Here is a 19956-nt window from a genome sequence, read left to right as displayed (position 1 = left end):
GTTGCAGCGACTGTAACGCCACGATTGTTTTATGCCTATTGTGTTAAAACAGTTGTCTGTGGGGATTTGTAATTACCCCATATTTCAAGCATCACACGCTTATTGGATTCTGTATTTGTTATTCAGCCCTCCTCTCTGCATCGAATAGTTCTAAAAGCTACAGAAAAGCACTTTTCATCAATAATTATTACAGCTACGCGAGTTCAGCACAAATCCGTAATAATATGCAAGGCTGAGAATCGTTATGCGGAAAACAGCCCCAAAAGTAACAGTCAAGGTAGAGGCAAGCAAGGAGGTAGGTACGGGGTAGCTACGGGGAAGGTACGTTCAGGGTACGTTCAAGGTTCGTTCAGGTAAGCCGATAGCAAGTGGATAGTAAGGGGATAGTAAGGGGGAAGTAAGGGGGAAGCAAGCCGGAAGGTTTTGGGAAGGTTCGGCATGAATAATTGGAAAATTGAGAGTTTTAACCCAAATCGGTCGTTAGAAGTTCATAAATCCGTGGTTAAGTTTGTAAAGCCTTGAAAGTAAGTTACTTGTAAAGTCGTTTTTCTAATGGCGGTCATTAGAAAATTCAATTTGTAAAGTACTTGTTATCAAACGGTTATGAAAACAACCACGAAAATAGCCATCCTAATAACCGATTTGGGTTTAATAATTCACAATTCACAATTGACAATTCACAATTGAAACTTTGCAATTCCAACATCTTAATAATAAAGCATTTGCAGATAAAAGCGTTACAACAGACAAGATGAGATTAAAGTGGAATTAAAAAACGCCATAAATTATAACGACATTTAAACAGAATTTAAGGTATATAAACAAAAAAGGCCGGGGCTATCCCCCGACCTTTTTTAAAACATATCATAAAATATTACTTCTCGAATCCGTCAAGACCAGATTTTGCAGTTGCGCCGTAGCCGTTATCACCATACTCTTCCTTGTTCTCAATCTGGTTAAGGAATGTAAGTGAGATTGGACGCCACTTCATATAACTCTTATAGCTCTTTGCTGCACGCTGGTTGTACTTGCCAAGGCGTGTTGCCAAAGCATCGTGACGCTGCAACAATGCCCAGCGAGTAAACTCACCACAAAGTTCACGAGCGTACTCGTCGAAAATCATATCCTCTGTGATTTCTGAAGATGTAAGAGTGTATACGCTTGCATCAACAGTCTCACGAGCAGCACGCTTACGAAGAACATTCAGATACTCGGCAGCCTTTGCCCTCTCGCCCAGACGCTCGCAAGCCTCGGCAGCGATAAGGTAGACCTCAGCCATACGCATAACCATGATGTCGCCGTTCTTAACCTGAAGGTTGTTACCCATAAATACCTTGTCATAGCTCCAGTTGAACTTAGTCAAGCAAGGACATGCTCTGTAAATTGAAGACTTAGCTCCCAACTCTGTATATTCAGCATCTGTATAGTATGCCTTATTATTGTTGAACAAATCGTCGATATTGAACAGAGCATAGTGGAAGCCCTTCTTATCCATGAATCTTGCATGATCTGCCGGATGATACAAGTAGAGATAGAAACGGTTGTCGAGTGAATCCATTGGATAAGCCACATTGTAAACCTTCTTTGGAGTTTCAAGTTTAGCAAGGTCTGCTGCACCATACTCGCCAGTCTCCTCGTTTACACGACCTGTTCCGTATGGCCAAACGTATGCAGTGTACTGGTTACCACCGTTTGCATAACTCTTGATAACATCTGTACCAACGTTTGCATAAGGACGGACATACTGACACTTGTAAATTACTTTCTTTGGATAGTCGTCTGGATCAACTGCATATCCATAGCCCTTATCTGCAAGGCCTTTTGAATAAGACTTCCACTTGTACTCAGGCTTACCTTCCTGTTCTGTCTTCTTCAGACGATCCTCATCTAACTGGAATGCATCATCACCGTCTATACCTGCTTCCACACCGAAGGCCAGAGTAAAGTCAATCTTCTCAAGCATTGTCTCCTTGTCAAGATCATACTTATTTACAAGTTCAGGAGTCCACAATACAGAATACTTGTCGTAAGCCACACCCCATGCCTCACATGAATATGAACCGAAGGCAGTCTGGAATGAGTTCTCCCAACGCTTGTCCCATGATGGGTTGAAGCAATGAACAAGATAGTATGAAGGTGCAAGCAAGTTATTGTTTACACGACCATACAAATAATTACCCTTATCGTTTGAAACCTTGTTAAGGTCAGAGAAACTCTGCAAACCGAAGTAGCAGTAAGTAAACAACTTATTGTTAGATGGGTTTGCATACCAATATGTGTTAGAATCGTCCTGAGCATCGATACCGGCAGCAACAAAGAGAGCCTCCTTGTTGTTACGGTTGTTGGCATCAGCCCATACATCCTCTACATTGTCATAAAGATAAGCGCCGTACTCGCTTGGGTTCTTAATCATAGCCTCAGCCTCAGCCTTGGCACGTTCCCAGTAAGAAACGCCGTTCTCTGTCAAGCCCTGACCTGCACCCTGTGCGTATGCACGGCAAAGCATACCCTGAGCAGCCTTCTTTGTTGCACGCGCTCTGTTACCCTCAAGTGGGTTTACAGGCAGGTTTGCAACGGCATACTTCAAGTCACTGACGATGAGAGAGTAAATCTCGCTCAATGTGTTACGCTGTGCTGAAAGTTTTGGTTTCTCGTCAGATGGAGCAGTAACAAGTGTGATAGGACCGTAGTATGTTGTAAGCAACAGATGATAGTATGCACGCAAGAAATGTGCCTCTGCTATAAGAGTCTTTACGCTCTCTTTCTGAATCTCCTCAGCCTCTACATTATCTCCCTTTGCTATTACACTATTACAAATACCCAAAGCACTGTACATCTGAGTGAAAGCCTTATCCCATCCCTTTGTATCTGAGACTGTTAAGCCTTCATAGTAGAACATCTGCTCGGTGTTTGTCTTGTTGTTCTGTGCCCACCAAGTATCTGTACCGCACTCAGCCATACTCATAAAGTCGAATACGGTGTAAAGCTGTCCGTAGATTGGCTCGTAGCACTTAGCCTCCAATCCATATAAGCCCTCGTATGTTGCAAGTTCCTCATCGCCTGAAATATTATTTGGATTGTACTCATCCAATTCACACGAAGCAAGCGAAGCCATTGCACATAGAGCTAAAGCTGCACTATATATTTTATTCTTCATTTCTTTTACCTTTTAAAGATTAGAATGTTACGTTAAGACCGAATACCAACTGCTTTGTCAGTGGGTAGTTACGGCTACCCCTCATTTCAGGGTCGTAATCCTGAATCATATCGCTCTTAGCAAGAACAAGTGGGTTTGTCATTGTACCGTAAATACGGAACTTCTGAATATTTATCTTCTTCATCAAATCCTTTGGAAGAGTATAACCCAAAGTAATGTTCTTAACCTTAAAGAACGAACCGTCTACATACTTCAGAGCATTAAATCCTGTCAATGCCAACTTATTGTCTATTGAAGAATTCAGAGCAGGAAGAGTTGTACCAACCTTGTCGAGCAAATATGTTGGGAAGTTGCTAATACCTGTTGGGTCGTAGTCGGTAATAGTTTCATAACTTATCATCTGTCCCCAACGCATATACATATAAAGCGTGAGGTCGAAGTTCTTGTAGATGAATGAGTTTTGGAAACCTAGTGACCAATCTGGTGCTTTATGACCGATTACCTGAAAATCGTTTTCACCAATCTTATACGGATTTGCTTCATCGTATGTAACAGTCTCGCCATCAACAACCTTTGTATAAACACCTGAAGCTACATGCTTCAAGCCCGGAATAGCGATCTTCAAATCACCCGGTTCCTGGCCAAATACTGCAGCATCTTCAGCCTCAGACTGACTCCAAACTCCATCCAGTTTATAGTTACGGAATGAATACACAGCCTGTCCTACCTGATGCACATAAACTTTGTCTTTTGAGTTAACAAAATCAGCCTCAGAACCTAACAATTTGGTAATTTTCTCCTTGTTATAAGCAAATGTCAAAGACGAATTCCATTTAAAGTTTGGAGTATCAATATTACGAGTATTTACAGCAAACTCGATACCCTTATTATTTGTCTTTGCCATATTCAAATTGGTATCATACTGCTGATTATATGAATACGCACCATTTGTTACAGGAACATTTATATCCCAAATAACACCATCCGAATTGGTATTATAGTAATCTACTACTACTGTGATACGATCATTAAAGAAATTTGCATCCAAACCGATATTCCATGTCTTTGAACGCTCCCAAGTAAGTTCCTTATTTGCAATTGTCTTAGTTGGGAAATATGTAGGCTGTATCAATTGTCCACCAATAGTGGTCAGTCCCTGAGCAACCTGAGTGATAGATGAATAAGGCTCAATACTTGCAACACCAGCCTCACCATAACCAACACGAAGTTTCAAGTTATTCATCACGTCGCGAGTGCTCTCCATAAACTCCTCATCTGAAATACGCCAACCCACAGAAGCAGCAGGATAAGTTGCCCACTTGTGACCATCGGCAAGAACAGAGCTACCATCATAACGAACAGAAGCAGAAGCCAAATACTTTCCCTTATATTGGTAATTGATACGACCAACAAGACCTAAAGTCTTTGTCATTGAATACTTTGTGTCCACAGAAGTTGTAGCACAATTCAAGCCCATATTATACCATAGCAGTTTATTGTTTTTAATACCATTGCCGGTCTGTGTTTCATTTTCAGCTTGTGTATGCTGCCATGAACTTACAGCAGTAACAGTAAAATCATGAGCCTCCTTAAGAGTAAAGTTGTATGTAAGAATATTCTCCCACTTGTAATCATAATTGTGGCTATGATTTACAGAAGCCAGAGTTACAGAAGCATCTTCACTACCAGAATAATAACGATTTGAATATAAACCTTCAAATGAGTTCTGCTTTCCATATACAAGAGAACAATTTAGACGAGACTCCCAAGTAAAGCCCTCGAAAGGAGAGACCTTAATATATGGATTTATATACAACTTTGTATTTTCTGTACGCTTACGATATACATCGCTATTCGTATTCAACAACAAGTTGACAGATTCTTGGTTGCCAAGTGGATAAGGATTGATTGTTCCATCCTCATTATACAAAGTACCGAAAGGCTTTGCAGTGATAGCATCAGCCTGCTTAGCGTATGGAGTTGTTTTCCAAACATATGACCCCTGCAAGTTTACACCTGCAGAAATATACTTGTTTAGACTATGGTCTATACGGATATTTGTAGAGTATACACTATACTTATCGTTTGCATACTGACCCTTTTCGTCTGAGAAGTTCAAAGACAAATAAGCCTTTGTTCTCTCTGTACCGCCAGTTAGCGACAAACTATAGTTCTGAATATAACCATCGTTCAAGATCTCATCAATCCAATCAATAGTCTGACCAGCCTTATATGCATTATATAAGTTCTCCTTGAGATGACCACTATTAAACATTGAAGCATCATCAGTATATGCATTAGCATTTCTGTAAGCCTGACGGATTGTCTCCATATAAGCCTCGCCCGAACGAAGTTCCGGATTCATAGACCAGCTGTTAATACCGATATATGAGTTGAGGTTTACAGTAAGCTTACCCTCAGAACCGTGCTTTGTTGTAACGATTACAACACCGTTCGCGCCTTCAGAACCATAAATTGCTGTAGAAGAAGCATCCTTCAAGATATCGATAGATTCAATATCGTTTGGATTAAGAGTTTTTATATCTCCGGGCATTCCATCGATAATGAACAATGGATTAGTACTTGCATTGATAGAACGAGTACCACGCAACAGTATGTTTACACTAGCACCAGCCTGACCAGATTCGCGAGTGATATCCAAACCAGCAACCTTACCCTGCAAAGCCTGCATTGGGTTGTTTGTTGGAGCAAGAGTAATTTCGTCGCTCTTTACCTGAGCAACCGCACCAGTAAGGTCACGCTTCTTAGCAGTACCATAACCGATAACAACAACATCTTCGAGAGTCTTGGTATCAACAGTAAGAATAATACGCATATTCTTTCCCGGAGTTACCTTTACGCGCTGTGTTTCATAACCGATGTAAGACACATCTATAAACGAAGCAGCAGGCACTTTAATAAGGAAGTTACCGTCGAAGTCGGTAATTGTACCATTACCGGCACTACCAACCTGAACAATATTAGCACCGATAATAGGGTCGCCCATAGGATCGATAACAACACCCTTAATAGTAATCAAGTCGGCTGCTGCCGCTGCTGGACTTTGACTTCCTGCCGCATAGGATTGCAAAGGGCTTGCGAACAGACAAGAGCAAAGTATTGCAGCTGCACACATAGGCTTCGCAAAGCTTACATGTTCCAAAACTTTACCTTTTTCTTTATCAAGACACATAGATCAATTATTATGTAATTATTAATTACGTATTAACACAAATGTAGATAATCGCACCAAATATAACATTTTTTTTATTCAAATCATAAAAAATGTTAAAATTCTTAGCGACATCAGTTAAAAAGTATCATTTTATCGTATAAAAACGCAATGTATGTCATTAAGATTTACCCCAAAACATAATCTCGACAATGCAAAATAAGCCCTGTCGTTGTGTTGTATTTTCTTTTTTTCTTCATAAATTTTACCTATAAAAAACATTTCGCAAATAGTAAATTAAAAAATCCGCTGCAAATATAATGAATTATATGATAATATAAAACAAAAAAGGGAAAATCTTGACAAAATGCAAAAAAAGAACGCTGAAAAAGATTTATTCAGCGTTCTGTGTGGTGCCACCAGGAATCGAACCGGGGACACAAGGATTTTCAGTCCTTTGCTCTACCAACTGAGCTATGGCACCGTATTGGCTTGTTTGCGGGTGCAAAGATACACATTATTTCCGTACCCGCAAACTTTTTGCCAATTATTTTTAATCTTTCTTGCGATATTTAGCAAAAATACCGCCGCAAACCATCAAAGCAATAAGTGCCATGGCTGCGTATGCCACGGTTTCGGTTGTATCTATTGATGATGGTTCGAATGTCATTTCAATCTTGTGCTTGCCGGCTGGCACTTGCAGGGCGCGCAAAATGTAGTTGGCACGGCCAATCTCTACCTCCTTGCCATCTATCTTTGCCGTCCAACCCGGATAGTAGTTCTCTGAGAATACCACTACGCCACCCTTCTCTGAGTTTGTTTCGTACTCAAGGGCATTAGGCTCGTAGCTTATCATCTTTACCGTACCGATAGAGCCATTGGTTAGCGGTGCTGCCGAATATGTCTTCAGAGAATCTGGCACTGGGTTTGCCTCGGCTGCTGCGTTCTTTATCGTTGCCTCGGCTGCCGATGCCTGAGCAAGCGGCAACTCGAAGGTGCTTCCGCTCTCCTTCAGAACAGACGCAAACTCCTTGTTTACCACCGCCGTTGTGGCAGGACTTACCTTGCCAATCGCGCCAATCTCATCGTCGGCAGTATCTACATATACGAGTTTGCTTACGAACCACGCGTTTCCGTTGGCGTACTCGTTCTTTACAGGCACTGTTCCGCCCTGAATTGGGAAGATGAAGTAGCGTGTGTTAAGCATGTTAATGACAGGGAACTGCGAGCCGTCAATCTTTGTCATATCGCCGTTGGCATCGGCAACGAGCTTGTACAACTTGCCCATCTCGCGCTGAATGTGATAGTCTATCATATCCTGATATCTGCGCATCTTGGCTGCATGATATCCGCCTATGCTCTTATGGAAGTATGATGTTGTGTTCTCGTTGAACGTGCTTCCTGCAAAGTTCAGAACTCGATAATCGAGTGTCTTGTCGGCAAGAATCTGCTTGTCGGTCTCGGTAATCTGGTAAGCCTCTGTTCTCTCATACTCAGGCTTGAACATCCCGTCGTAGAGATAGCGTTTGTTCACCGCCCACATATCAAACAGGGTGATGGCAAGGATTATGCCGACCATCCATTTCGCGCTGAAATTCATCACCTTATATATATATCCGACCAAAAGAACGGTACATACGGCGATAATCCAGAAACTGCGCCAGCAATCGGCTGTGAGCATTGCGGTACGCATCTCGATGAGGTTAGATGTAACTGCACCTGCCATCTCGCCCAGTCCGTTGTTGATTGCCGATGCCTCTTGCGTAGCAATAGGTGTTGACATGATGCCCGGAGCAATGGCAAACAACAGACAGAATCCGCCTGTGAGCGCAAAACTGATGGCTATGTTTCTGAGGAGTTTCTTCTTCAGAACGGCAGCATTTGCTCCGCCTTCGTTAATCTCTCCGCATATTTCCACAACGCGCTTAAGAGCAAACATTGCAAGCAGCGGAATGGTGAACTCAGCAACCACGAGGATAGACGACACGGTGCGGAACTTGGCATACATCGGCATATAGTCGATAAACAAGTCGGTGAAGCCCATAAAGTTGCGTCCCCACGAAAGAAGGACTGAAAGGACTGTTGCTGCCAGCAAAGCCCACTTCATCGGACCTTTTACGATAATAAGTCCGAGAATGAAGAGCATACACACAAATGCGCCCACATAAACCGGACCCGATGTCATAGGCTGCTCGCCCCAATATTGCGTAACCTGCTGATAAATAGAATAGAACTCGTTATCAGCCTTTGTCATGGCAGTCTTGTTCTCCACCAGCGGAACGCTCGCGCCTCCCTTGGCATTAGGAATCATCAGAGTCCATGTCTCCTCAATTCCGTAACTCCACTGGGTTATGTAGTCGCGACCGAGTCCTGTGCTTGTCTGGTCGCCGGGATTGTTGTGGGTTTTATGCGTAAGTTCGCTTGCCCCACGCATCGTTTCCTTGCTGTACTCGTAAGTGTGGTACAGGTTTGAAAGGTTCACGGCCACGGCAAGCAGCGCACCTACTGCGAGTGCGCCCGTTCCCTTGGCAAAATCGGCCATCTTCTTGTTCTTAACCGCCTGAACCAGATAGGCAATCCACATAAATGCCATCGGGAACAGGAAGTAGTATGTCATCTGAACGTGGTTAGACGAAATCTGGAATGCGGCAAAAATTGCCGTAACGATACAGCCCCACAGATACTTTCCTCTATAGCAGAGCACCATTCCGGCGATTGTTGGCGGAATGTATGCCAAGGTGAGCACCTTCCAGATGTGTCCGGCTGCGATGATGATGAAGAAATAGGATGAGAAAGCCCACATTATCGCACCGAGAGCCGACATCCACGCCTTGAAGTCGAAGGCGCGCATAAGGATGTAGAATCCAAGCAGATAGATGAACACAAACTGCACGTAGTTCATCAGAAAGAGATGATAAACATCTTTCGCAACACGAACCACAGCGCTGCTGTTGTACGAAGGGCTAATCTGGTAAGTCGGCATTCCGCCGAAGAGCGCGTTTGTCCAGCGCGTCTCCTTACCTGTTCGTTCATGGTATTCGGCTACCTCCTGCCCTGCTCCGATGCCTGCCCCGGCATCGTGCTGATTAAGGATTCTACCCTCAATATCGGCAGGAAAGAAATACACCAACGATATCAACACAAATGCCACAACGGCAATTATGTCTGGCAAAAATGATTTTAATTTATTCATTGTTTTCAAATAGTTTCGCTTAAGGTGGCAAAGTTATATAATTTTGTGTAAGTTTGCAACATTAAAAATAATATTAGTTTTATGAAATTAGGAATTATTACGGCTATGTCGTCAGAAAGAAACCTTACGGCACAGCTTCTCGAAAACAAGCACGAATACAAAGGCAGACTTTTCAGCTACACCGAGGGAACGATAGGCGGCAACACTATCATTCTGGCACAGAGCGGCATAGGAAAGGTAAACTCAGCCTTGGGAGCGATGGAGATGATTAACGAGCATCATCCCGACGCGATAATAAATACCGGCGTAGCTGGCGGAATAGACACTTCGCTGGACGTGATGGACGTTGTTGTGGGCGAAAAGACGGTGTACCACGATATGTGGTGCGGCGATGGCAACGACTGGGGACAGGTGCAGGATCTTCCGACTTATTTTGAGGGCGACAAGAATCTTCGCAACATCGCCCTGCAAGTGAAGGCAGACAGCAAGGTGGTAAGCGGTCTCATCTGTACCGGCGACCAGTTTATAAGCGATGCCGACCAACTTCATAAGATAAAGGCAAACTTCCCGCAAGGTCTTGCCGTGGATATGGAGTCGAACTCGATTGCACAGACTTGCTATCTGCTAAAAACGCCGTTCCTCAGTTTCAGAATAATTAGCGACATTCCGGGAGTTGATAACCGCTACGCCCAATATCAGGATTTCTTCGGAATGATGGCTACACGCTCGTTCGAGGTGGTGAAGAATTTCCTCAATCTGATAAAATAAAAGAATCATCGCGTAAATATTTTTCACACTTTTCAAAAACAAAAAAGCCACATATAAATGGAGCTACCAATTATATGCGGCTTTATTTTTTACTTTTTATCTATCAATCTTCGCGATTATAACGCTTTCTTTCAAGATGGTTAAGGATTACCTTACGCAAACGCATGCTCTTTGGAGTTACCTCAACATACTCATCCTCCTTCATGTACTCAAGAGCCTCCTCGAGCGACATGATTACCGGCGGAATGATTCTTGCCTTGTCATCAGAACCTGATGCACGGGTATTTGTAAGCTGCTTTGCCTTTGTTACGTTTACAACCAAGTCCTTGTCGTGAACATGCTCGCCCACTACCTGACCGGCATAAACCTCATCCTGAGGACTGATGAAGAACTTGCCTCTATCCTGAAGTTTATCGATTGAGTAAGCAAATGCCGTACCTGTCTCCATCGCAATCATCGAACCGTTTGTACGACGTGAAATCTCACCCTTGAATGGCTGATATTCCTTGAAGCGGTGAGCCATGATAGCCTCGCCCTGTGATGCAGTAAGAACGTTTGTACGCAGACCGATGATTCCGCGTGAAGGAATGTCGAACTCGATGTTTACACGGTCGCCCTGACTCTCCATAGAAACCATCTCGCCCTTGCGGCGTGTAACCATATCAATCATCTTGCTTGAGAACTCCTCAGGCACGTTGATTGTAAGTTCCTCGATAGGCTCGCACTTAACGCCGTCGATTTCCTTGTAGATTACCTGTGGCTGACCAACCTGAAGCTCATAGCCCTCGCGACGCATTGTCTCGATGAGCACAGAAAGATGAAGCACACCACGACCAGAGACAATCCACTTGTCGTTGCCCTCAGCCTTCTTTACGCGAAGAGCGAGGTTCTTCTCCAACTCCTTCTCCAGACGGTCGTTGATGTGACGGCTGGTACAGAACTTACCTTCCTTGCCGAAGAATGGCGAATCGTTGATAGTGAAGAGCATACTCATTGTAGGCTCATCGATTGCAATTGGAGGAAGTGGCTCTGGATTCTCGAAGTCGCAGATTGTATCGCCAATCTCGAAGTTTTCAAGACCAACGACTGCACATATATCGCCCGAAGAAACAGAATCAGTCTTCTTTCTGCCCATTCCCTCGAAAGTGTGAAGTTCTTTAATCTTAACCTTCTCAGTCTCGCCGTTGCGGTGTGAGATTGTTACATTCATGCCCTCCGTCAGAGTGCCGCGATGCACACGGCCCACAGCAATACGACCTGTGTATGCAGAATAGTCGAGCGATGTGATAAGCATCTGCGGAGTACCCTCAAGCTGCTTTGGAGCAGGAATATACTTCAGGATTGCATCGAGCAAAGGCAGGATGTTGTCTGTTGGAGTCTTCCAGTCCTCAGCCATCCAGTTGTTCTTGGCAGATCCGTAGAGAACTGGGAAGTCGAGCTGCTCCTCTGTTGCGCCGAGCGAGAACATAAGGTCGAATACCATCTCGTAAACCTCCTCAGGACGGCAGTTTGGCTTATCTACCTTGTTTACAACGACAATAGGCTTCAAGCCAATCTCGAGTGCCTTCTGGAGCACGAAACGAGTCTGAGGCATAGGACCTTCAAAAGCATCAACAAGCAGAATACATCCATCCGCCATATTCAGCACTCGCTCAACCTCACCACCAAAGTCGGAGTGTCCCGGAGTATCAATGATATTTATCTTTGTATCCTTATAGTTTATCGACACATTCTTTGAAAGAATGGTTATACCACGCTCACGCTCAAGGTCGTTGTTATCCAACATAAGTTCACCCTTTGCCTGATCGTTACGGAACAAATGTCCTGCAAGCATCATCTTGTCGACCAATGTAGTTTTTCCGTGGTCGACGTGTGCGATAATAGCAATATTTCTAATATTCTGCATATTTTACCTTTAATTTCGGGTGCAAAGATACTGCAAAGTGCGCTAACTGCAAAACAAACTTTATATTTTTTAAGAAAAATGCTTGATATTAAGAAAATTATCCTTATCTTTGCAACCGCTTAACCAAGAGGTTGGGCGTAAACAATTTAAATTCAATTCATAATGTATTTAGATCAAGCTAAAAAGCAGGAAATCTTTGGACAATACGGAAAGTCTAACACTGATACTGGTTCAGCAGAGAGCCAGATTGCTTTGTTCTCATACCGTATTTCCCACTTGACGGAGCACATGAAGGCTAACCGTAAAGATTATAGCACTGAAAGAGCTTTGACTATGTTGGTAGGTAAGCGTCGTGCGCTTCTTTCTTACTTGAAGAACCGCGATATCAACCGCTACCGTGCTATCATCAAGGCTTTGGGTCTTCGTAAGTAATCCTTACAAAGAGCTTAAAAAATTTAACCCGTTTCTTTTAAAAGAAGCGGGTTTTTATTTTGTCTATTCATTCTCAATTATGAATTATGAATTTTGAATTGTCAATTGTGAATTATGAATTGTGAATTATGAATTGTCAATTGTGAATTGTCAATTGTGAATTATGAATTGTCAATTGTCAATTCTTAATTAAAACTCCCTGTATTTTGCCGCATACTCCTTCAGAGTCATGCCATATCTTTTCTTGAAACACTTGCCAAAATAGCCAAGGTCGTTAAAGCCTACAATCTGTGCAATCTCGGTGAACGATGACGTAGTTGTCTTTATCAGTTCGCACGATTTGGCAAGCCTTATCTGCCTTACAAGTTCGACAGGCGCAAGTCCAGTTATTGCCTTCAGTTTCTTGAAGAAGACGCTGCGGCTCACGGCAAGTTGGACGGCAATCAGTTCGATATTGAAATCGGGGTCTGCCATATTCTCCTCGATAACCTTCTTTATCTTCTCCAGAAGAGCTCTGTCCGGAGCACTCAGAGTATTCTCGTACTCGTTTACAAACTGAAGTCTGCCCTCTACATCCTTTACGAGCAGTTTCTCATCCTTCGGCTCTGCTTCAGATTTCTGAACATCATTGACGACTTCAACACTCTCGACCGATTTCTTCTGCAATTCACGAATAAGCCGCTCTCTGAATGCCCTGCGCTCGGCAAGCAACTGCGCAATCTGCGCCTCAAGATGTTCCTTGCTGAACGGCTTAGTTATGAAGGCATTAGCACCGAGCGTGATTGCTTTCGTTCGAGTTGCATCATCATTCTTGGCAGTAAGCATGATGACAGGGATATGACTAATCTGGAAATCCTTCCTTATCTCCTGAAGCATTTCCATTCCCGTCATCTCCGGCATCATCTGGTCGGTAACAATGAGGTCGGGACTGTACTGGCGGACTTTCTTCAAGCCCTCGACACCATTCACAGCACGATATACATTGTACTTGCCGCTCAACTGCATCTGAAGCATGTCGCTCAGGCCCTTGTTATCCTCAACAAGCAGAAGCGACGACAGTTGTTCGTTCATCTCAGGCTCGCTTTCGTCATATTGTTCCTGAACCTTTAGCGTCTCGGCGTTGCTCTGCATTGGCATCTGCTCGTCGATGTAGAAATCAACCTCATTGGCATCGTAATGCTCCTTGCCCATCTGCAACTCAACGGTAAAGAGCGCACCGTGAGGCTCTACGTTACTGGCGTAGACCTTACCGTTATGCAACCCTATAATCTCGTGTACAAGCGCAAGACCGATTCCTGTGCCCGGATTACTGTTCAGCCGAGCATTATCGGCTTGGGTGAACCGTTCGAAAATCTCCTCGAGTTTATCCTCTGGTATTCCATCGCCAGTATCTTGGAACTCGATGTAACATTTTTTCGCGTCATCTGACAGGTGTGTGCTCACATGAACCTCGCCTCCTGGTGGCGTATATTTAAACGCATTCGTCAAGATATTTCGGACAACAATCTGCATTCGTTCCTTGTCGGCCCACACTTTTATCGGACTGTCGGAGAGTTTGAAATCGAACATTATGTTGCCTTCCTCGCCTATCACTCCAAACTCATTCTCAAAACTGCCAACAAAATCGTTGAGATCAAACTCGCAGACATGAAGGCGCATCTTCCCGTTCTGAATCTTTCTGAAATCGAGAATCTGATTCACGAGTGTAAGCATCTGGTCGGCATTTTTCTCCATCAAGCCCATGTACTTCATGCCCTTCGCCGACAGTTTCTCGGTCTGCATCACTTCTCTAATCGGACCTTTTATCAGCGTGAGCGGTGTGCGAAGTTCGTGTGAGATATTGGTGAAGAACTTCAGCTTCATCTCTGCTACTCGCTGTTCGATGTAGATATCGCGACGCATTCGGGCATTCTCCCTGATGCTTCGGTAAACAAGATATGCGATGATTGCCAAGACGAGCGCGTAGATGGTCTTTGACCACCAGCACCACCACCAAGGCGGCAGAATGGTTATGGCAAATGTACGTTCAAACACCTTTCCGGCATTCGATTCGTCGAACGCCTGAACTCTGAACAGATATTCGCCCGGAGGCATACTGCTATAAGAGGCGATGCGTCCTTTTCCGTTGTTGTGCCATTCTTCCTCGAAGCCTTCGAGAATATAGCGGTAACTTATTCGCGACGGATTGACGTAGCACAAAGCCGAAAATACGATAGAAAACATTCCTTGGTCGTGCTTCAGCGTAATGCCGTCGAGATATTTTATAGAAACGCCTTTCGAAGGGTCGTTAGGCAGAGATTTCAAGTCTTTGTTTGAAATCTTCATGTCAGTAAGGTACAGCGGAAAAACATCACCCTCGGGCTTCATCTTCTCGGGCTTGCACACAAGAATGCCGTTCTTTGAGCCGAACCAGACTTCGCCGTTGGCAGTTGCCATCGAGCTATTTTCCATCATTCGGGTGGTTGGCATTCCGTCGTACTTGTCAAAATTGCTGAATATCTCGTCCTTCACGTCAAACCGGACAAGTCCTCCTTCGGTTGAGCACCACAGATTGCCGAGTTTATCCTCGGTTATCGCCATAATGGCATCGGTTATCAAGCCGTGCGACTGTCCGTATGACACGAATCGCGGATAATGATTCTTAGCGTCGTACTCAACCATCTTACTGAGTCCGCCACCAAACACGCTCATCCACAACTGTTTTTTATGGTCGATGAAAAGGGCATAGACATCGTTATCCGTGATAAAAGACTCGCCGTTTCGGGTTGGATAGACCTCGAAGTTTATCTGGTCGGGGCGATTGAACGATGAACGGAACGACATCAGACCATCGGTTGTGGCTACCCATATTCGTCCGTCCTTATCTTCTACAATATCTCTGACCTCAAGATAGAGTCCGTATGTCGGATAGTTCTTCAGTCCATTCAGCCTGCTTATAAAGTAAACCGAGCCGTCGCTGTGCTCTTGCAAAAGATTTATTCCGCCGCCAAACAAACCAATCCAGATATGTCCGTGCCTGTCTTGAAAAACGCTGTACACATCGTTGCTCGATATACTATTGCGGTTCTTCTGATCATTCAGAAAGCGCGTAAAATCATAGCCAAGCGCGCTCTTTGCATTAGGAACGGCACGAACCAAGCCATTTCCCTTCGTGGCAAACCAGAATGTTCCGCTCTTGTCTTCAAAAACATCGTAGACATTGCCTATCTCGTAGTTTCGCGAGTCGAAAACGCGCTTCACGTTTCCATTTCTGTCAAAGAGATAAAGTTTCTTCTGGTTTGAGCCTACCCACATCTCACCGTTTCGGCACATGTGCATGGCACGAACGCCTGTTTCTTTTTCAAGAGAAATCATGCGGAACTGCTCGCGAGGGAAGTTTATTGCAAATACGCCGTCTGCGCTGCTTGTAATCCACAATACATTAGAATTATCGAGCAATAGCGATTGCACACTCGACGGAATAAGCGCATTCGCCTGCATCGTGTTGCGGTCTATATGCCACAGGCAAGCCGATGACGACAACAGAAACATTCCGTACACGCCCGAATCTATGATTTTCGTATCGGTAATATCGGCAGTATGCGGAATCTGAATGAAAGTAGATTTTCCGTTCTTTACATCGACAGAATAAACGCCTTTGTTGTTTTTCAGAAGCCACAGAAAGCCTTTATTATCCTTCATCGCATACTTCACACCAGTTCCGTCGAGAGCAGAAAGCAGACTGAACGTCTTGCCTTTTAGGGCATAAACACCTGTCGATGTAACGACATAAAGCTGTTTGTCGGCTGAATAATAAATCTGCTGCACCACTCCGCTGACATTGGCAAACAAATATTTGCTGCCAACATTCTTCTTGCCATCGTAGGTCAGCAACTCCTTGTCCGAGGCAAGGCACAGAACACCGTTGCTGAAGTTCGCGCATCGGTCGTATCCCGACGCAATTTTGGCTTTTACACCTTTCTTCTCAACATATATAATCTTGAAATCCGTTCCGAGCCAGCAGATATAATCGGCTGTTTCGTAAAGGATATTGTGCGTAATCTTCTGCGTCAGGTTGTCTACATGTCCTTTTGAATTGAGCACGAGTTTCATGCTCACCTCACCTTTTTTGTTGGTAGAGGCAAGAATGATGTTCTTATCCTTTGTCAGAAGAATGATTTTTCCGTCGGTAGTACGCTGTAGTTTGATTATCTGCACGTTTTTCGACAGCCGTTTCATCTTGTCATAGACCGTTGAGAATACCTCTCGGCGTTTGTCGAAAATATACAGTTTGTGGTCTATAGTCTTAATCCATAGGTAGCCATTTCGGTCTTCCTCCATCATTTGAATCTTTCGCGGAGGAATCTCAGACTCATAGTTGTCTCTGATATTGTATTTTCTGAATTCAGAACCGTCGAAACTCGTGAGTCCGAACCACGTTCCGAACCACATGAAGCCGTCGCTTCCCTTCAGAGAGCAGTACACTGTATTGTTGGGCAATCCCTGCGTCTGCGTGTAGTGATCAATGAGCATGGAAGGATAGGCCTTGGCATTTACGCCAAATCCTATCATCAACAATATTATGTAAAGCAGTCTCGTCACTTCTTTTCTGAAAGATATTTGGCTCTTACTCTGCTCAGAGTTTCGGGTGTCATTTGCAAGAACGAAGCAATAAAGACAAGAGGTGTTCTTCTCAGAATCTCAGGCTGAGTGTTAACCAGTCGCTTGTATCTGTCCGAAGCCGTCTCGAAACGCATGATATCGGCCTTCTCCTGAGAGTCGAGCAAAGAGCGTTCAAGAACCTTTCTGTACAAGACCTCCACCTGCGGACGCTGTGCCGCCAGTTCGTGCAGTTCCTTGTAAGGGATTCCGCATAGCAGCGAGTTTTCGAGCGTCTCTACCATAAGGTAAGTCGGTTTCTGCTGAAGAAAACTCTCAAGACAAATAACCATCTTGCCTTCGTAAGATATATGCTCGGTCAAATCCTTGTCATTCTTGAAATAATACTGTCTGACAAGCCCCCTCACAACGAAATACATATACTGGCATACCTCGCCCTCTCTCAATACCTGTTCTCCTTTGTTGAATTTCATAGGGACAAGAATCTCAGCCAAGGCTTCCAAATCCTCGGACGAAAGGGTGTGATACACACGGGCCAGTTCTCTGGCAAAGTCTTTGCAAATATCAGTCATAGTTATCTTTTTTAAAGGCTACAGCCTCTTTATTGAAGGCAAAGATAAAAAAAATAATTTAAAACGAAAAAAAAGCGGTCGCCTTTGTAAAGCGACCGCCATTTATTATCGTAATATTATTTTATTACTTCTGGAATGTCTCGAATGTAGCAACACGGTTCCAGTCGTTCTCAGAGAACAACTCGTCTGTTACACCCATACCCTTAGCCTCAAGGCGAGACTCCTTAATCTTGTACTTCTTAACAAGGATAGTCTTAACAGCCTCTGCACGAGCCTGAGCGATCTTCTCGTTGATCTCAGCAGAACCCTCTGGAGAAGCATAACCCTTGATACGTACGTTAGCATTCTTGTGAGACTTCATGTAAGTAGCGATCATAGATACAGATGGCATCTGAGCGTTGTTTACTGTAGTCTTACCCTGATCGAAGATTACAACTGGAGCAAGCTTAGTAGAGTCAACAGTTACCTGCTTAACCTCAACCTTGCGGTTCTTGCACTCGTTCAACTCATCCTCAAGATCCTTGATAGTCTTCTTGCCATTCTTGATAGCCTTGTCCTGATCAGCGATCTTAGCCTTCTGCTCGTTCAACTTAGCGTTAAGGTTGTCGATCTCAGCCTGATCGTAAAGCTTAGCATATGTGAAGTTGTGAGTACCGTTTGAGTTCTTGAACTTGTAAGTGATACCAGCGTTCAAACCAAGAAGAGCATTGTTCAAGTTGAAGTAAGGCTGTGCCTGACCAACATAGAACTTCTGAGTAGCAGCTGTACCGTAAGAGTTCAGAGTTGGGCAAGTTGCCTGAGCAGAAGTCAAAGCCCAAGTAATCTCTGGGTTGATGTTAATCTGCAAAGCAGAAGTAACATTGATATTGAATGAAAGACCAGCCTTAGCGATGATCTGGTTAGCATCGAAACCACCATTCATGAAAGTGTGGCCCCAACCTGCACCGGCACGTGCAACGATCTCGAACTTACGTGGCTCACCCTTGTAACCTGCGAACAAGTTGTTAAGGTTCACGTTGTTCATCAAAGTAACATTCAACTGATCAACAACAGTAGCGCTGTTTGTAAGACCGAAGATAGTGTTACCCTCTACGCTCAAACCATAAACTGGAGTGATGTAGCGACCGATAGTAAGACCAGCCTGACCATTAAGATTGTCAAGTACCTTGTAGTGATGTGCTGGAGCAACAACGCCACCATTCACACCTACATACCAATTGTCTGACAACTTGCTCTGTGAAAGAGCCTGTGTCTGTGCATTAGCAGCGAATGCTGATGCACATGCAACCATCATTAGAAAATACTTTTTCATTTTTGATTAAAAATATTAAATTAATTGTACTATCCTAATTATCAAAATCGGATGCAAATATAACAATAAAATCCATAAGAAGATACAAAAACAACTAAAAAATATATTTTTTAACATAAAATAGGAAATTCTCTCTCGCAAAATAGGGAAATACATAACTATTCAGGGATAATCCATAAAGAAACAAGTATCGTAGATAAAATTCACAAACATCAGATAGATAAGACCTTCAGTTCTGCGACATATCAGACAAGTATAAGGAGCAATTCAACAACTACTACATATATATACTTCAAATATCATACTTATTTAATATTTTATGAATAATGCATGCATATCAAACAAAAATGGAACAACACATCTTTTCATATTTTAAGATTAAGGGACTGCTTTTCTTAATATAAAAGAACATTCTTTAAATAATGATATATGTCTGAAAACCTTGTTGCCTGTATGGTTTTAAATTTATTTTGAATTTTTCGTACAGACAGATACTTTTTAGAGTTTGACCCGTTTTAGATAGATTCACACAAACGCAAAAAGTCCTCCTCAGACATTGACCTGAGGAGGACTCTCACTGAAAACGGCGGCTACCTACTCTCCCACATTGTATCGCAGTACCATCGGCGTGAGTGAGCTTAACTTCTCTGTTCGGAATGGGAAGAGGTGGAACCTCACTGCTATAACCACCTGAATATCTTTTTCTGACCTTCTTTCTTTATTTTCTGTCAGCATTCAGTTCTTTCAACATATTGAAGCAATACAGCAGAACCGACAGTCCTACAACTCAAAGCACATATCCCTGTAAGAAAGCTGACGGGCAATTAGTAGTGCTCGGCTTTGGT

At 43.6% G+C, this 19956-nt stretch carries 9 protein-coding genes, 1 tRNA gene and 1 rRNA gene; 2 read left to right on the top strand and 9 right to left on the bottom strand.

The window, feature by feature from the left end:
• Positions 1 to 874 precede the first annotated feature (874 nt).
• The 4 genes from T538_RS0110625 to T538_RS18950 form a co-directional block, all read right to left on the bottom strand.
• Positions 875 to 3157: a RagB/SusD family nutrient uptake outer membrane protein gene (locus T538_RS0110625; RefSeq protein WP_031533759.1), complete on the bottom strand. Its 2283-nt coding sequence runs from the start codon at positions 3155 to 3157 to the stop codon at positions 875 to 877.
• A gap of 19 nt (positions 3158 to 3176) precedes the next feature.
• A complete protein-coding gene (locus T538_RS0110620) occupies positions 3177 to 6197 on the bottom strand; it encodes a SusC/RagA family TonB-linked outer membrane protein (RefSeq protein ID WP_231497100.1) in 3021 nt (1006 codons plus the stop codon).
• A gap of 543 nt (positions 6198 to 6740) precedes the next feature.
• A tRNA-Phe gene (locus T538_RS0110615) sits at positions 6741 to 6813 on the bottom strand.
• Positions 6814 to 6882: 69 nt separating this feature from the next.
• A complete protein-coding gene (locus T538_RS18950; protein ID WP_031533757.1) occupies positions 6883 to 9522 on the bottom strand; it encodes a YfhO family protein in 2640 nt (879 codons plus the stop codon).
• An 81-nt stretch (positions 9523 to 9603) separates the two neighbouring features.
• Between T538_RS18950 and T538_RS0110605 the strand changes: the two genes are divergently transcribed.
• Positions 9604 to 10290 carry a 5'-methylthioadenosine/adenosylhomocysteine nucleosidase gene (locus tag T538_RS0110605; protein ID WP_031533756.1) on the top strand — a complete coding sequence of 229 codons (687 nt, stop codon included), beginning with the start codon at positions 9604 to 9606 and terminating at the stop codon, positions 10288 to 10290.
• A 103-nt stretch (positions 10291 to 10393) separates the two neighbouring features.
• Here T538_RS0110605 and typA read toward each other — a convergent pair whose 3' ends face one another.
• Complete coding sequence (gene typA / locus T538_RS0110600; protein ID WP_031533755.1) at positions 10394 to 12196, bottom strand: translational GTPase TypA; 1803 nt, start codon at positions 12194 to 12196, stop codon at positions 10394 to 10396.
• Between the two features lie 162 nt (positions 12197 to 12358).
• Here typA and rpsO point away from each other — a divergent pair, with 162 nt between their 5' ends.
• Positions 12359 to 12628 carry a 30S ribosomal protein S15 gene (gene rpsO, locus T538_RS0110595; RefSeq protein ID WP_031533754.1) on the top strand — a complete coding sequence of 90 codons (270 nt, stop codon included), beginning with the start codon at positions 12359 to 12361 and terminating at the stop codon, positions 12626 to 12628.
• Positions 12629 to 12817: 189 nt separating this feature from the next.
• Here rpsO and T538_RS0110590 read toward each other — a convergent pair whose 3' ends face one another.
• The 4 genes from T538_RS0110590 to rrf all read right to left on the bottom strand — a co-directional run bounded on the left by T538_RS0110590 (position 12818) and on the right by rrf (position 19805).
• Positions 12818 to 17209, bottom strand: coding sequence for a hybrid sensor histidine kinase/response regulator transcription factor (locus T538_RS0110590; RefSeq protein WP_369794996.1), 4392 nt, complete (start codon positions 17207 to 17209; stop codon positions 12818 to 12820).
• Positions 17206 to 17799 carry a Crp/Fnr family transcriptional regulator gene (locus tag T538_RS0110585; RefSeq protein WP_031533751.1) on the bottom strand — a complete coding sequence of 198 codons (594 nt, stop codon included), beginning with the start codon at positions 17797 to 17799 and terminating at the stop codon, positions 17206 to 17208. The genes T538_RS0110590 and T538_RS0110585 overlap by 4 nt, the downstream gene beginning before the upstream one ends.
• A 124-nt stretch (positions 17800 to 17923) precedes the next feature.
• Positions 17924 to 19111, bottom strand: coding sequence for an OmpA family protein (locus T538_RS0110580; RefSeq protein ID WP_031533750.1), 1188 nt, complete (start codon positions 19109 to 19111; stop codon positions 17924 to 17926).
• Between the two features lie 581 nt (positions 19112 to 19692).
• Positions 19693 to 19805, bottom strand: a 5S ribosomal RNA gene (gene rrf, locus T538_RS0110575).
• Positions 19806 to 19956 lie beyond the last annotated feature (151 nt).

The organism is Bacteroides sp. Ga6A2 (assembly GCF_000702225.1).
In the GTDB taxonomy this organism is placed as follows: domain Bacteria; phylum Bacteroidota; class Bacteroidia; order Bacteroidales; family Bacteroidaceae; genus Ga6A1.
The sequence above is the reverse complement of the archived record's forward strand: the minus strand, read 5'-3'. Positions and strand labels throughout refer to the sequence as shown.